This window comes from Arthrobacter sp. FW306-2-2C-D06B, from assembly GCF_021789175.1.
GTDB lineage: Bacteria > Actinomycetota > Actinomycetes > Actinomycetales > Micrococcaceae > Arthrobacter.
Map to the genome: position 1 here is coordinate 1,685,448 of NZ_CP084560.1, position 13,806 is coordinate 1,699,253.

Annotated in this window: 15 protein-coding genes, 1 tRNA gene and 1 pseudogene; 13 read left to right on the top strand and 4 right to left on the bottom strand. The window is 63.5% G+C overall.

Translation table 11 applies throughout. From position 1 onward, the window contains the following. The first annotated feature begins 29 nt into the window (after positions 1–29). The 6 genes and pseudogenes from LFT47_RS07925 (at position 30) to LFT47_RS07950 (ending at position 5,623) form a co-directional block, all read left to right on the top strand. Positions 30–1,313 (top strand): pseudouridine synthase, encoded by a 1,284-nt coding sequence (locus LFT47_RS07925; RefSeq protein WP_236816836.1) that lies wholly within the window; start codon positions 30–32, stop codon positions 1,311–1,313. Positions 1,314–1,316: 3 nt separating this feature from the next. Then, a complete protein-coding gene (locus tag LFT47_RS07930; protein ID WP_236816837.1) occupies positions 1,317–2,423 on the top strand; it encodes a prephenate dehydrogenase in 1,107 nt (368 codons plus the stop codon). Further along, positions 2,423–3,136 carry a (d)CMP kinase gene (cmk, locus tag LFT47_RS07935; protein WP_236816838.1) on the top strand — a complete coding sequence of 238 codons (714 nt, stop codon included), beginning with the start codon at positions 2,423–2,425 and terminating at the stop codon, positions 3,134–3,136. Before LFT47_RS07930 ends, cmk begins: the two co-directional genes overlap by 1 nt. Before the next feature lie 28 nt (positions 3,137–3,164). Next, positions 3,165–3,861 (top strand): annotated as a pseudogene (locus LFT47_RS07940) (lysophospholipid acyltransferase family protein). Positions 3,862–3,871: 10 nt separating this feature from the next. After that, positions 3,872–5,422 carry a ribosome biogenesis GTPase Der gene (gene der / locus LFT47_RS07945; protein ID WP_078105603.1) on the top strand — a complete coding sequence of 517 codons (1,551 nt, stop codon included), beginning with the start codon at positions 3,872–3,874 and terminating at the stop codon, positions 5,420–5,422. Positions 5,423–5,549: 127 nt separating this feature from the next. Next, positions 5,550–5,623, top strand: a tRNA-Pro gene (locus LFT47_RS07950). Between the two features lie 244 nt (positions 5,624–5,867). On the opposite strand, the gene LFT47_RS07955 is transcribed toward LFT47_RS07950, so the two are convergent. Then, on the bottom strand, positions 5,868–6,122 hold the full coding sequence (locus LFT47_RS07955) for a hypothetical protein (RefSeq protein ID WP_236816839.1): 255 nt from the start codon (positions 6,120–6,122) through the stop codon (positions 5,868–5,870). Between the two features lie 204 nt (positions 6,123–6,326). Between LFT47_RS07955 and LFT47_RS07960 the strand changes: the two genes are divergently transcribed. Then, complete coding sequence (locus tag LFT47_RS07960) at positions 6,327–6,677, top strand: zinc ribbon domain-containing protein YjdM (RefSeq protein ID WP_236816840.1); 351 nt, start codon at positions 6,327–6,329, stop codon at positions 6,675–6,677. Positions 6,678–6,682: 5 nt separating this feature from the next. Here LFT47_RS07960 and LFT47_RS07965 read toward each other — a convergent pair whose 3' ends face one another. Then, a complete protein-coding gene (locus LFT47_RS07965) occupies positions 6,683–7,129 on the bottom strand; it encodes a MarR family winged helix-turn-helix transcriptional regulator (RefSeq protein WP_078105600.1) in 447 nt (148 codons plus the stop codon). Positions 7,130–7,300: 171 nt separating this feature from the next. Between LFT47_RS07965 and LFT47_RS07970 the strand changes: the two genes are divergently transcribed. After that, positions 7,301–8,524 (top strand): MFS transporter, encoded by a 1,224-nt coding sequence (locus LFT47_RS07970; protein WP_236816841.1) that lies wholly within the window; start codon positions 7,301–7,303, stop codon positions 8,522–8,524. 21 nt (positions 8,525–8,545) lie between these two features. On the opposite strand, the gene LFT47_RS07975 is transcribed toward LFT47_RS07970, so the two are convergent. Beyond that, positions 8,546–9,442, bottom strand: a complete 897-nt coding sequence (locus tag LFT47_RS07975; RefSeq protein ID WP_236816843.1) for a DNA-formamidopyrimidine glycosylase family protein — start codon at positions 9,440–9,442, stop codon at positions 8,546–8,548. 163 nt (positions 9,443–9,605) lie between these two features. Here LFT47_RS07975 and gcvH point away from each other — a divergent pair, with 163 nt between their 5' ends. The 5 genes from gcvH (at position 9,606) to LFT47_RS08000 (ending at position 12,688) form a co-directional block, all read left to right on the top strand. Next, the gene (gcvH, locus tag LFT47_RS07980) at positions 9,606–9,992 is read left to right on the top strand and encodes a glycine cleavage system protein GcvH (RefSeq protein WP_078105597.1); all 387 of its coding nucleotides are present in this window, start codon (positions 9,606–9,608) and stop codon (positions 9,990–9,992) included. Between the two features lie 139 nt (positions 9,993–10,131). Continuing rightward, positions 10,132–10,611 (top strand): FHA domain-containing protein, encoded by a 480-nt coding sequence (locus LFT47_RS07985; RefSeq protein WP_234753790.1) that lies wholly within the window; start codon positions 10,132–10,134, stop codon positions 10,609–10,611. Positions 10,612–10,631: 20 nt separating this feature from the next. Further along, on the top strand, positions 10,632–11,348 hold the full coding sequence (gene ftsR / locus LFT47_RS07990; protein ID WP_236818454.1) for a transcriptional regulator FtsR: 717 nt from the start codon (positions 10,632–10,634) through the stop codon (positions 11,346–11,348). After that, positions 11,348–11,851 (top strand): bifunctional nuclease family protein, encoded by a 504-nt coding sequence (locus LFT47_RS07995; protein ID WP_234753890.1) that lies wholly within the window; start codon positions 11,348–11,350, stop codon positions 11,849–11,851. Before ftsR ends, LFT47_RS07995 begins: the two co-directional genes overlap by 1 nt. A 243-nt stretch (positions 11,852–12,094) precedes the next feature. Then, positions 12,095–12,688, top strand: a complete 594-nt coding sequence (locus tag LFT47_RS08000) for a MerR family transcriptional regulator (protein WP_236816845.1) — start codon at positions 12,095–12,097, stop codon at positions 12,686–12,688. Between the two features lie 128 nt (positions 12,689–12,816). On the opposite strand, the gene LFT47_RS08005 is transcribed toward LFT47_RS08000, so the two are convergent. Next, entirely contained in the window at positions 12,817–13,635 is an 819-nt protein-coding gene (locus LFT47_RS08005) for a ParA family protein (protein ID WP_236816854.1), read from the bottom strand. Positions 13,636–13,806: the final 171 nt, after the last annotated feature.

A 13,806-nucleotide genomic window follows, 5' to 3' on the forward strand; every position in this document is an offset into this window, starting at 1 on the left:
AGCCGGCCACCATAACAAAAGGACGGGTCATGACACAGGCGGGACGCCAGGGTTCACCACGTAATAGTTCGGGACGAAACAATTCCGGACGCAACGAGTCGCAAGACTCAGGCCGCAACAACGCCGGCCGCAGCAGTGCCGGCCGCGCAGGCGGCAGCAGTTTCGGTGCCGGCCGGGGTGGCGCAAGCCGTGCCGGTGGCGCTAGCCGTGCTGCCGGCGCCTCCGGAGGCAGCAAGCGCAGCTTCTCCCCGGGCGGGGAACGCCCCTACAAGCCCACGCGTCCGCGTGAAGAACGCCCCTTTGATCCGGACAACCCCACCTCGGCCGGGGGCTACGAGCGCCGTGAAGAGGCCGGCCGCCAAGATTCGAGGCCGGCGAAGGCACCCCGCAAGCCAGGCTCCAACAAGCCCGGCTTCGGCAAGGCTCCGGGCACGCCAGGCGCGTTGAAGCCCAAAGCCAGCAACAAGAAACAATACGCTTCCCGCGCCTTCGGCAGTGAGCGCTTCGGCCAGAACCTCGGTCCGATCCGCAAGCCCCGCGGCCGCCGCGGCGAGGTGGCCCAGTCCGAGCAGCACGACGCCGATGGCGTGCGCCTGCAGAAGGTCATGGCCCAGGCCGGCGTGGCTTCCCGCCGCGTGTGCGAGGAAATGATCGAGGAAGGCCGCGTCGAGGTCAACGGCCAGCTCACCACCGAGCTTGGCATGCGCGTCGACCCCGCGACCGCCGTGATCCACGTCGACGGCATTCGCATCCAGCTCGATGACACCATGCTCTACATGGTGTTCAACAAGCCCAAGGGTGTCGTTTCCACGATGGAAGACCCCGAGGGCCGTCCCTGCATCACCGACTTCCTCAAGTCCGCCAAGAACAAGGGCGAGCGTCTCTTCCACGTCGGCCGCCTTGACGTCGCCACCGAGGGCCTGCTGCTGTTGACCAACGACGGCGAACTCGCCAACCGCTTGACGCACCCTTCCTATGAGGTGCCCAAGACGTACCTGGTGCAGGTCCGTGGTCCGTTCCCGCAGGGCGTCGGTGCGCAGCTGAAGGCCGGCATCGAGCTCGAAGACGGCATCGCTTCCGTCGACTCCTTCAAGCTCGTGGATTCCACTCCGGGCCACGTGCTGATCGAGGTTGTGCTGCACTCCGGCAAGAACCGTATTGTCCGCCGCTTGTTCGAAGCCGTGGGTTTCCCCGTGCTTCGCCTCGTGCGCGTCAAGATCGGTCCCATCGGCCTGGGCGACCAGCGCCAGGGCAGCATCCGCAACCTCGGCAAGCAGGAAGTCGGACACCTCCTGGCCTCCGTAGGACTGTAAGGCATGTCGGCATTCCACTCGCACGGCCGGGGCCATCTTGACGGCCCGGTGGTCGTTTTCGGCACCGGCCTGCTTGGAGCCAGCATCGGTCTCGGCCTGCGCGGCCGGGGTGTCTCCGTGTTCCTCTCGGACCCGTCGCCAACCAACCAGGCCGTGGCCGTGGATATCGGTGCGGGCAGGCCTCTGTCCGAGCTCGAGAACCCACCCCAGCTGGTTGTTGTCGCGGCGCCACCGGACGTGACGGCCGACGTCGTCGAGCGTGCCCTGGGTGAATACCCGGAGGCCGTTGTGGTGGACATAGCCAGCGTCAAGCTGGCAATCCAGGCCGAGCTCCGGGGCCGTGGAGTGGACATGTCCCGCTACGTCGGGACGCACCCGATGGCGGGACGCGAGAAATCCGGGCCCGTCGCGGCCCGCGGCGAGCTCTTCACGTCCATGCCTTGGGTCCTTTGTCCGTCCGACGAGACCACCGCCGACGCGCTTCAGACCGCGCGTTCCCTTGCCGGGGACCTGGGGGCAATGGTTTCCCAGTTCACCGCGGAGGAACACGATGAAGCCGTTGCTTTGGTATCGCATTTGCCCCAGGTGATGTCTTCGCTTCTCGCCAGCCGCTTGCAGGGGACACCGCTTCACGCGCTGTCCCTGGCCGGCAACGGGCTGCGTGACACCACGAGGATTGCTGCCAGCGATCCCACTCTTTGGGTGCAGATCCTTGGCAACAACGCGGCCAAGATGGTGGATATCCTCCACGGTGTCCGTGAAGACCTCAACCGTTTGATCGGTACCCTGGAGGATCCCACGGCTCCCGGCGCCCGGCTGGACCTTGCCCAGCTCATCAGCGAGGGCAACGCCGGGCAGGCCAGGATCCCGGGAAAGCATGGCGGACCTCCGCAGGCATATTCATGGCTTACAGTTCTGGTAGACGACCGGCCCGGGCAGATCGCCAGGCTGTTGACGGAGATCGGTGAGATCGGCGTCAACGTTGAAGACCTCCGCTTGGATCACTCGTCCGGGCAGAACGTTGGAATGGTGGAACTTTCCGTTATGCCCAACAAGCACGACCTCCTTGTTGAAGCCTTGACCGACCGTGGATGGCGGGTACTCCAGTAATGAAACGTGAACTTTTCGGCCCGGAGACCGTTGTACGTCCGGGAAAGCCGCTCGTTGTCGCCATTGACGGCCCGTCCGGCTCCGGCAAGTCGAGCGTCAGCAAGGAAGTTGCCCGGCGCTTGAAGCTCGCCTATCTGGACACGGGTGCGATGTACCGTGCGTTGACCTGGTACTGCCTCAAGACCGGCATCGACCTCGCCGACGGTGCCGCCGTCGAGCAGGCCTCAAAGGATCTGCCGCTGGAACTCAGCACGAGCGCCAACGCCGAATACGTCAGCGTTGCCGGAGTGGACATCACGGAGGAAATCCGTGAGCCGAGGATCTCCTCGTCGGTCAGCGCGGTGGCAACCACGCTGGGTGCCCGCAACGAATTGATTCGTCGCCAGCGCAGGCTGATCGAACAGCACCACCGCCGCATGGTGGTGGAAGGACGGGATATCACTACCGTCGTCGCGCCCAATGCGGAGGTCCGCATGTTGCTGACCGCCAGCGAGGAAGCCCGGCTGCGGCGCCGCGGCCTCCAGTTGGGCGGAACGCAGAGCCAAGAGCAGCTCGCTGCCCAAGTGATCCACCGTGACGCCAAGGACTCCACTGTGGTGAACTTTACCCAGGCGGCCGACGGCGTCGTGACCTTGGATTCCTCGGACCTGGACTTCGAAGAAACGGTCGGAACGGCACTGAGCATTGTGGGCAAGGTCATCTACGGTGACTGAAGCCCGGCTCCCGGCACGCTGGACCATGATGTGGAGCCGGCCAGTTGGCTGGCTGCTGGACCATGTCCTGTACCGGACCGCGATCACGGGACGCTCCAACGTTCCCAAGTCCGGCCCGGTCATTTTCGCGGGCAACCACATCAGCTTCCTCGACGGTCCGGTGATGTTCGGCGCGGCTCCACGGCCCATGCACATCCTGGTCAAGAAGGAGATGTTCAAGGGTTTCCTGGGAAAGGTTCTTCGTGCTTCGGGGCAGATTTCCATCAACCGCGCCGGCGATCGCGCAGCGCTCCAGCTCGGAAAGCAAGTGCTCGACGCCGGCCGTTGCGTAGGGATTCTCCCTGAAGGAACGCGGGGGAGCGGCACCGCCGGCAGCATCAGCAACGGCGTCGCATGGCTCGCGTTGATGTCCGGCGCCACAGTGATTCCCGTGGCCATCCTCGGAACGCGGATCGGTAACGAACATCGCGATTCCATTCCGAGGCTGCGGCGCCGCCTGCACGTCAGTTTCGGAGCCCCCTTGAATGTGACCAGCAGAAATGGCGAGTCGGGGCGTGTTTCAATGGACAGGGCGGCTGCGGAGATCCGCGCTGCGCTGGCTGGACACATCCAGGATGCCGTCAAGACCACCGGTCAGTCCCTTCCGGGGGACTAAATGAACCGGCCCACAGCCAATGCAGCACCGCCAAGAAGAAGTAGCCGGGACGCCGGCAGATCACCACTAAGGAAAGTGCAATGAGCGATACGACTCACAAATCCGGCAACATCGGAGCCGGCGACGACGAATACACGCCCACCGGCACCGACCAGGTGGCTGAAAACCTCGCCGCCCTGGACGACGACGAAGCCGAACTCCGTGCAGCCTCCCTCCGGGCAGGTCTGGAAGACTATGACCTCGACGAGGACGACGCCGCCCTGCTGAGCGGGCTCTACGACGATGAAGGCGAAGACGGCCCCCTCAAGCTGGACCCGGTCCTGGCCATCATTGGCCGCCCCAACGTCGGCAAGTCCACGCTGGTGAACCGCATCCTCGGCCGCCGCGAGGCCGTCGTGGAGGACACCCCTGGCGTTACCCGTGACCGTGTCATGTACTCGGCACACTGGAACGGCCGAAACTTCACGCTCGTGGACACCGGCGGCTGGGAGCACGACGCGAGGGGCATCCACGCCCGGGTCGCCGAGCAGGCCGAAATGGCCGTGGAACTGGCTGACGCCGTGCTCTTCGTGGTGGACTCAGCCGTTGGCGCCACTGCCACGGACGAAGGTGTCATGAAGATGCTGCGCAAGTCCAAGAAGCCGGTCATCATGGTGGCCAACAAGGTTGACGACTTTGCGCAGGAAGCCGACTCGGCAACGCTTTGGGGCCTTGGCTTCGGCGAGCCGTACCCGGTGTCCGCCCTCCATGGCCGCGGCGTTGCCGACCTCCTGGACCACGTCATGGACACCCTGCCCGAGTTCTCCACCGTGGAAGGAGTCGAACGCTCAGGCGGTCCCCGCCGCATTGCCCTCATCGGCCGCCCGAACGTCGGCAAGTCCTCCTTGCTGAACAAGCTTGCCGGCTCCGAGCGCGTCGTCGTTGATCCCCTCGCCGGGACCACCCGCGACCCCGTGGACGAATTCATCGAACTCGGCGGCCGCACCTGGCGTTTCGTTGACACGGCAGGTATCCGCCGCCGCCAGCACATGGCCCAGGGCGCGGACTTCTACGCGTCCCTGCGTACGCAGGCCGCGCTCGAAAAGGCGGAGGTCGCCGTCGTGCTCCTGGCCGTTGACGAGGTGCTCAGCGAGCAGGACGTCCGCATCCTGCAGCTCGCCATCGAGTCGGGCCGCGCGCTGGTCCTCGCCTTCAACAAGTGGGACCTGCTCGACGACGAACGTCGCCGCTACCTTGAGCGTGAAATCGAGCAGGACCTCGCACACGTTGAATGGGCTCCGCGCGTCAACATCTCCGCCAAGACCGGCTGGCACAAGGACCGCCTGGTGCCCGCGCTGGACCTCGCTTTGGAAAGCTGGGACAAGCGTATCCCCACGGGACGCCTCAACGCGTTCCTGGGCGAGCTCGTGGCTGCCCACCCGCACCCGGTCCGCGGCGGCAAGCAGCCCCGCATCCTGTTCGGCACCCAGGCATCCAGCCGTCCGCCGAAGTTCGTGCTCTTCACCACGGGCTTCCTGGACCCCGGATACCGCCGGTTCATCACTCGCCGGCTGCGCGAGACCTTCGGCTTCGACGGCACGCCGATCGAGGTCAACATGCGCGTCCGTGAAAAGCGCGGCAAGAAGCGCTAATTGAGACGCGCATCACAGGTGACACCCGCCAAGGTGTCATTGGGAACCTCGAACATCGTGTAAGCTTTTTGAGGTGGTTCGGCCGGACTGCTTAGGTGAAAACCTAGGCGGAGAACGGCAGGACTGACGGGCTGTAGCGCAGCTTGGTAGCGCACTTGACTGGGGGTCAAGGGGTCGCAGGTTCAAATCCTGTCAGCCCGACCGCAAAGTATGGATAGCAAAGTCCCGGGAACGTAAACGTTCCCGGGACTTTGCGTTTAAGTGTTGGTGTGACCTCGAGTGAGCGTTCGATTCTGCTCAATCATTCGAATGGACAAATTCCGGTTCAGTGGAATCTCGGGGCTCGCAACTTCGGCGAACAGGATGATCCAGCAAAATCCGACGTCGTCTCCGCGACTCTCTCTCTTGAGTCTTGCAACCTTGGAGTGGGACCGGAAGCCTCATCTTAGCCGCGCCCTGTCATGCGCCGGATACCTACGAAAAGGATCAGCGTCAGGTAGATCCAGATAGAAGAGAAGACGCTCAGCCCGGTCTGTTGGCTTGCCGTCAAATGCAAGGGTTCGGCGAGAATTGTCGACATTGCACGCGCCGCCAGCCCAGGTATGGCGCAGACTGTCATCAGGGCGAAGAGCCTGGGCGAGCGAAGATAGATGCCGACGACCAGCCATCCCAGGGCGAGGCCCCCTATAGGCAACTGCACGGTTCATGCACCAACTTTCGATTTCTTGGGCATGGGCAATCTATGGCCGACATGTGCCGTCTCAGTGGTCAAATCCAAGAATTAAGTGGTCGACAGTACCGATCTACGTGTTCAATTCCGCGAGATCTCGGGGTTCCTGCCGGGCGTCTCCGTGTGCCCGGGCCCCCGTCTCCGTGTTGGACCGCCCCCAACTATCATTGGACGGTGAGCGAAACACTTCCCCCTTGCCCCGAATGCGCCAGCGAATACACCTACGAAATGGGTGCCTTGCTGGTCTGCCCCGAGTGCGCCCACGAATGGTCGCCGGCCATGTCTGATGAGGCAGAAGACGAGTCGACGGACATCAAGGACGCTGTGGGCAATGTGCTCGCAGACGGGGACACGGTCACCGTGATCAAGGACCTCAAGGTCAAGGGAAGCGCCACGGCCATCAAGGTCGGAACCAAGGTCCGCAACATCCGCCTCGTGAATGGCGTGGGGGATCACGATATAGACTGCAAGGTGGACGGCTTCGGACCCATGCAGCTCAAGTCAAGCGTGGTCAAGAAGGTCTAAAGCCTTCAAGCCCCCTGCAACGCCCCCAACGCCTTGACTAGCGGTTCAAGCTCCGGCACCGATTCTGCGGCCGTCAGGGACTCCGCGAGGGTTTCGTCGTGCACCGGCCGGGCCGCCAGCAACAGCTTCTGGCCCGCTTCCGTGAGCTCCGTATAAATCCCGCGCCGATCGTCCGCACACAGGATCCTGGTCAGCAGCCCCCGGTCTTCGAGCCGGTTCACCAAGCGCGTCGTGGCGCTGCTGGACAGTGCCGTGGCCCTCGCGAGCTGCTGCATCCGCATGTGCCAGCCGTCCTGGCGGCTCAATGCGTCAAGCACCGTGTACTCGACCACCGAAAGATCCGCAGCGGACTGCAAGGCCTTCTCCAGTGCTGCCTCGATGTTGCCGTGCAGCGCGGCGAGAGTCCGCCACCCCTGCGCGCGCACCTCAACGGCGTCGTCCTTGATGCCCATGTGTCCTGTAACTCCTGCCGATTGATGAAGAAATCAGATGCCCGCAAAGTAGTTGCTTGCGCAATTACATGGCGCGTGCAACTATATATGGAGCGTCTGCAACTAATTCTACGGTTCTCGGCGACGCACTTCCAGTCTCACGGGAATCCATCCCTACAAAGGAGCAACATCATGCCCGCAGGGTTGATCGCCCTTGCCCTCGGCGGATTCGGCATTGGCTTGACCGAGTTCGTCATCATGGGCCTCTTGCCAGAAATTGCCACCGACTTCGGAGTCAGCGAAGCGGCCGCCGGCTGGTTCATCACCGGCTATGCGCTGAGCGTCGTGGTCGGCGCCCTCCTGGTTACAGCGGCCGTCACCCGCTTGCCCCGCAAGCCCGTCCTGATCGGGCTCCTCGTCCTGTTCATCGCGGGCAACTTCCTCTCCGCGATCGCGGATAGCTACCAGGCAATGCTGATCGGGCGCATTGTGGCCGCACTCTGCCACGGGGCCTTCTTCGGTATCGGCTCAGTGGTCGCAGCCGGCCTTGTCCCGGCCCACAAAAAGGCCGGAGCCATTGCCATCATGTTCACGGGCCTCACCGCCGCCAACGTGCTGGGCGTTCCCTTCGGAACTTTCCTCGGCCAGAACCTCGGCTGGCGCTCCACCTTCTGGGCCATCACCATCATCGGTGTTGCCGCCCTCATCGGCATTGCCCTCATGGTCCCGAGGACCAAGGAAGGCGCCGCCGCCAGCAGCCTCCGCGGCGAGCTTGGGGCTTTCAAGTCCGGGCAGGTGTGGCTATCGATCATCGTCACAATTCTCGGCTTCGGCGGTATGTTCGGCGCCTTCACCTACATCGCCTTCACGCTGACCCAGGTCTCCGGATTCGATCCCCACGCCGTCCCTTGGCTCCTCGTCCTGTTTGGCGCCGGACTGTTCGTTGGCAATATCGCCGGCGGCAAAGCGGCCGACAAATCCATCGACAAAACCCTTGTCGTCATCCTTGCGGGCCTGGTGCTTGTACTCGTGTTCTTTGCGCTCACCGCAGCGAGCCCGGTGGCCACCCTGTTCTCATTGGCACTCATGGGCGGCTTCGGCTTCGCTACTGTCCCGGGCCTGCAGATGCGCGTCATGCATTTTGCCGCCACCGCGCCCACCCTGGCTTCCGGCGCTAATATCGGCGCCTTTAACTTGGGCAACGCCCTCGGCGCCTGGTTGGGCGGCATTACCATCACCATGGGCTTGGGGTACACCTCGCCGATCTGGGCTGGCGCCGCCATCACTGTGGCGGCCCTGGTCGTCATGATCGCTGCCGCGGCAGCCGCCCGGCGCGGGGGAGCGGCACAGTCAGCTTCCGCGCAGCAAGCAGCGCCCGACGTCGTACGCGAACCTGCGGAGGCGCCGGTCGCCTAGGCGACGCGCGGCTTCTTCGCATCAGGCGTCGTCGCTCGAGCCGCGTTTGGCCAGGATTTCGCCGTTGGTCTGGCACGTGGGGCAGTACTGCAGCGACGTCCCCACGAAGGCAACCTCCCGCACGGTGTCTCCGCAGACCGGGCACGGCTCGCCGGTCCTGCCGTGCACGCGCATCGAGGCTTTCTTGGCCGGCTTCAGCTCGTCCGGTTTCTTGCCGGAGAACTCCTTGATGGCACCATTGAGAATGTCCTGCATCGTGGTGAAGAGACGCTCCACCGCGTCCGGGCCCAACGAAGAAGCGGCGGCGACGGGAGACAGTTTGGCTGCGTGGAGGATTTCGTCGCTGTAGGCGTTCCCGATACCGGCCATGAGCTTCTGGTTCCTCAGGATTCCCTTGATCTGCTGCCTGTGCGTGAAAAGCCGGCTGAACTCGTCCAGGCCGAAGGCGGGGTCAAGGGGATCCGGCCCAAGCTCGGCAAGGCCATGGATTTCCTCCAGCTGGCGAACGATGAAGATGGCCAATCCCTTCCAGGTTCCGGTGTCGGTCAGGGTGATGCCGAAATCGCTGCCATGGTTCGAAAAGCCCAGTTGCGCGGCGAAATATTCGCCCGCCGCAGTTGCTTCGTTGCCGGACTGTTTATCCGAGATCGTGAGCCAGCCGGCCTTGGCGAAACTGACGATCAAGTACAGAGGCTCCGCCAAGTCGCCGCCCTCCGGTGCGGCGGGAGCGATCTCGAAAACCAGGAATTTCCCCCGCCGACCGACGGATTCAACGGTCCGCCCGATCAGCGATTCATGGGGAACATCCGCAACTTTCAGGGCGAACGCCGAAGGCAGCAATAACTGGGTGAGCCGCGCCCCGGACAGCTGCCCGTCCAGAAAGTCGCTCAAGGCAGTGATTTCGGGCAGCTCCGGCATGATCATGCTCCTTCGGCGGCGTTGCAGGACTATGCGGCTCGAGTCTGCTTCCAATCATTCCAGACACCTGTGGGGAGGAGACAGTGATGTGCTTATACTTTCAGCGGTGGCCGGATGACCGGGCCGCCGTCGTGGTCCGAAATGTCCCGATGAAAGGCGACTCATGAGCAACATTCCTGCCGATCTTTCCTACACCGCCGAACATGAATGGGTCAGCGCCCCGAATGCAGACGGCGTCGTGCGCGTCGGCATCACGGACTTCGCCCAGGATGCACTCGGCGATGTCGTCTACGCCCAGCTGCCCGAGCCTGGCACCACGGTGAAGGGCAACGACGTCGTGGGTGAAGTCGAGTCGACGAAGAGCGTAAGCGACATTTACGCCCCGGTGAGCGGCGAAATTGTTTCCCGCAACGAGGCTCTCGACACCGACTCTGCCCTGATCAACTCGGATCCCTACGGTGACGGCTGGCTGTTCGAGGTAAAGCTTTCGGAAGCTGACGCCATCGAGACCCTTCTCAGTGCATCAGAGTACGAACAACAGGTAGGCTAAATGGTATCTGGCCCGCCAAGTCGGTTCTCCCCGCAACACGGGAGCGACGGCGGCGGGCCAGCGACCTGTTTGGCCCGGGGAACCGGGCAGTTGCGTAACCGGCAGTTTTGTCAACTGCCGGCGGATGAGGAGGATTTCCATGGTTGGCGGCAAGCGGAACCACGCCCGGGACGAGCACGGTGCTGTAGAACAGCCAACCTCGGAGACGACCTCAATCCAGCTCACGCCCGTGCGCCACCACGAGCCGGATGCCCGGCCGCCGCTGGCCGCCGAGGAGCGCGCAGCGGTCCAGGCATTGCCTCCTGGATCGGCCTTGCTGATTGCGCACACCGGACCGAATGCGGGTGCACGGTTCCTTCTGGACTCCGACACCACCACCGCCGGCCGCCACCCGGATGCGGACATCTTCCTGGATGACGTGACGGTTTCGCGCAAGCACGTGGAATTCGTACGCACCCCCGAAGGCTTCGAAGTAGTGGACACTGGAAGCCTCAACGGCACCTACGTCAACCAGGACCGAGTGGACAACGTCCTGCTCAAGAACGGCAGCGAGGTCCAGATCGGGAAGTTCCGCCTCACCTACTACCTGAGCCCTGCCCGCGCAGCAGGCCAAGACTGATTCCGGGTACGCCTGTGGCACTGCCCCAGCCGGAACGGCGAGGACCGCAGGTCCTCAACATCGGGGAGGTCCTCGCCCAGCTCAGCGACGACTTTCCCACCATGACGGCGTCCAAGATCCGTTTTCTTGAGGAAAAGGGACTAATCAATCCGAAGCGCACGCCCGCCGGGTACCGGCAGTACGCCGAAAGCGACGTCGAGCGGCTGCGTTTCGTGCTGGCCCTCCAGCGTGACCAGTACCTGCCGCTGAAGGTCATCAAGGATTACCTGGACGCGATCGACCGTGGCGAGCGTCCCGAAAACCTCCCGCCGGGGGTCTCGGTTTCTCCCCGGATTGTCTCGGACGAACTTGCGGCTGAGCTGCAAGGCCATGCACGCGCCTTGAGCGAGGAGCAGCTGCGGACGGAATCCGGGGCCAGCGTCCCGCTATTGCACTCCCTCCTCAGTTACGGGCTCATCAGCCACGTCAACGGCAAATTCGACGAACACGCCCTTCAAGTGGCGCGTGCGTGTGTCCAGCTTGAAAGCCATGGACTTGAGCCGCGGCACCTCCGTCCCTTCCAAGCCGCGGCTGAGCGTGAATTCGGCTTGGTAGAGCGCGTCGTCGCCCCCCTGACGTCCCGCAAGGATGCGGCATCGCAATCCCGGGCAGCGGAAGCCGCCCGGGAAATCAGCGAACTCTGCCTCAGCCTGCATCGCGCCTTGGTGCAGGACCGTATCTCCCGTATGGACTCATGATGATTGAGGTCGAGATCGTTGGAGTGCGGATTGAACTGCCTTCAAACCAGCCTTTGGTCCTCCTGCGCGAGATGCACGGGGAACGCCATGTCCCCATCTGGATCGGCACGCCCGAAGCCAGTGCCATCGCCTTGGCCCAGCAAGGCGTCGTGCCGCCCCGGCCCATGACCCACGATCTGATGATCGACGTCGTTGAAGCACTCGGCCACACCATCATCAGCGTGAACATCGTGGCGGTCGAAGACAACATCTTCTATGGCCAGCTCCAGTTCGACGACGGCACTGTGGTGAGTTCCCGCGCTTCCGACGCGCTGGCGCTTGCGTTGCGGGCGAAATGCCGCATCTGGTGTGCCGATGCCGTGATGGATGAAGCCGGCGTTCGGATCACCGAACACGACGAGGGCGAAGACACCGAACCGGGTCCCGAAGTTGACGAAGAACGGGAACTGCGCCGCTTCCGGGAGTTCCTGGACGACGTTGAGCCAGAGGATTTCGAAGGCTGAAGGTAGCCTAAGGTTAAAGTCGAGGGTGAAAGTTTCGACACGATCTGAAAATGCCCCGGACGTCTTTGACCTGAGGCTCCCGCACGCCTAACGTCGAAGATATCAAGTTCCCGTTGCGTACAGGACCCGCGCAAGTCACACTGAAAGGTGCGGCCGCGTTGAAATTACACGAGTGCATTTTCCCGTTTCGTGTTAGCCGCCGTATGCACCATCCCCAAGGGAACTTCTGACAAGGAGGGTCACGTGAGTCCCAAAGGCGAAGCAGGCGAGCTAAAGCAGGCGTCGACAGGCGTTGCTGTACCCGCAAGCGGTGCCCAGGGTCTGCTCTTCACAGAGGACCTTCCGGTCCTGGATGAAGATGCCGGCTACCGTGGTCCCACCGCGTGCAAGGCGGCGGGGATCACCTACCGCCAGCTGGACTACTGGGCACGCACAGGACTCGTTGAACCCGCTGTGCGTGGAGCCGCCGGTTCCGGATCGCAGCGGCTCTATGGCTTCCGGGACATCCTGGTTCTCAAAGTCGTCAAGCGCCTCCTGGACACGGGCGTATCCCTCCAGCAGATCCGCACGGCCGTTGAACATTTGCGTGAACGCGGAGTGGAAGACCTGGCGCAAATCACGCTCATGAGCGACGGCGCGAGTGTCTATGAATGTACTTCCGCGGACGAAGTCATTGACCTGGTGCAGGGTGGCCAGGGCGTATTCGGCATCGCGGTAGGCCGCGTGTGGCGCGAAGTCGAGGGGAGCCTTGCTGCGCTGCCGAGCGAGCACGTCGTGGAGCAGTCCTTTCCGGACGACGAACTCAGCAAGCGCCGTTCCGCGCGCCGCACGGGCTGAACCGCCGTCGGGATCGCCACGAGCGGCCACTGAAGACCAATGAAGCCGCCTTCCAACAGGAAGGCGGCTTCGTCGCTTCTCTCGAAGAACGCATTTCTCGAAAGGCAGCTTCTGCCTCGCAGGTTCCATCAGCGCTTGCGGCGTTCCCGCGTGCCGTTGTTTGAGGACAGCATGTTTTCCAGAAGCGAGTCAAAAAGCTTGGCGGTGTTTTTGGCGGAGTCGCCAGGCCAGTGGTGGACGGCGTGGGCGGCCCCCTGGATTTGCTGCCAGTTCGCCTGTTCCGGAATATGCGGAGCCAGCAAAAGCTCGCCGAACATCGATTCCATCTCTGCGAGTCGGAACGTGTGCTCGGATGAGGCAGGCCGGACCCGGTTCGCAACGATCCCTGCAGGAGCCAGCTGCGGAGCGAACTCCTGGCGGAACAGCTGGATGGCGCGCATGGTGCGTTCCGTGCCGGCTACCGAAAAGAGCCCTGGTTCGGCAACGAGGACCACTCGGTCACTCGCGCTCCAGGCCATGCGGGTGAGGCCGTTGAGGGACGGCGGACAGTCAACGAGTACCAGCTCGTACTTTTCGGCCGCAGCAAGGACCGCGGTCAGGCGGCGGAGATCGCGGCGCCCAAGATCCGGCCGGTCGTAGATTCCGGTGTAGGCGGATCCGACGGCGACATCAAGGGCCGTCCCTCCACCGTTGCCGCGGGGGTGGTCAACCCAGCCGCTGCTGACCACGTTGTCCAAGAGCCTCGCCTTGCGGGGGTTCTTCAGCATGCGGCCAATGTCGAGCTGGTCGCCGGCCTGGACACCGAGGGCCGTGGTTGCGTCGGCGTGGGGATCCAGGTCCACAACAAGGGTGGGGATCCCTGCGGCCAGTGCGGCCGAGGCCAGACCGGTGGTTACGGATGTCTTGCCCACGCCGCCTTTGAGGCTGCTGATGCTGACTACTTGCACTTGAAAACCCAAAACCTAACGCCGGTTGCCGTGTCGCGGTGCTTGTGTTCCGGCGTTGCCGGAACCGGGGCTCTGCCGCTGCCCTTCAACATCATATGTTGAGTGGCCACCGATTCCTGCCTTATCGGCCCGGAAGGGCTCGGGCCGCCTGTTAGTCGATCGCCTTTTAGC

Coding starts and splice junctions, on each gene's coding strand:
- LFT47_RS07925 (WP_236816836.1), top strand. CDS start 30: ATGACACAGGCGGGACGCCAGGGTTCACCACGTAATAGTTCGGGACGA.
- LFT47_RS07930 (WP_236816837.1), top strand. CDS start 1,317: ATGTCGGCATTCCACTCGCACGGCCGGGGCCATCTTGACGGCCCGGTG.
- cmk (WP_236816838.1), top strand. CDS start 2,423: ATGAAACGTGAACTTTTCGGCCCGGAGACCGTTGTACGTCCGGGAAAG.
- der (WP_078105603.1), top strand. CDS start 3,872: ATGAGCGATACGACTCACAAATCCGGCAACATCGGAGCCGGCGACGAC.
- LFT47_RS07965 (WP_078105600.1), bottom strand. CDS start 7,129: ATGGGCATCAAGGACGACGCCGTTGAGGTGCGCGCGCAGGGGTGGCGG.
- LFT47_RS07970 (WP_236816841.1), top strand. CDS start 7,301: ATGCCCGCAGGGTTGATCGCCCTTGCCCTCGGCGGATTCGGCATTGGC.
- LFT47_RS07975 (WP_236816843.1), bottom strand. CDS start 9,442: ATGCCGGAGCTGCCCGAAATCACTGCCTTGAGCGACTTTCTGGACGGG.
- gcvH (WP_078105597.1), top strand. CDS start 9,606: ATGAGCAACATTCCTGCCGATCTTTCCTACACCGCCGAACATGAATGG.
- LFT47_RS07985 (WP_234753790.1), top strand. CDS start 10,132: ATGGTTGGCGGCAAGCGGAACCACGCCCGGGACGAGCACGGTGCTGTA.
- LFT47_RS07995 (WP_234753890.1), top strand. CDS start 11,348: ATGATTGAGGTCGAGATCGTTGGAGTGCGGATTGAACTGCCTTCAAAC.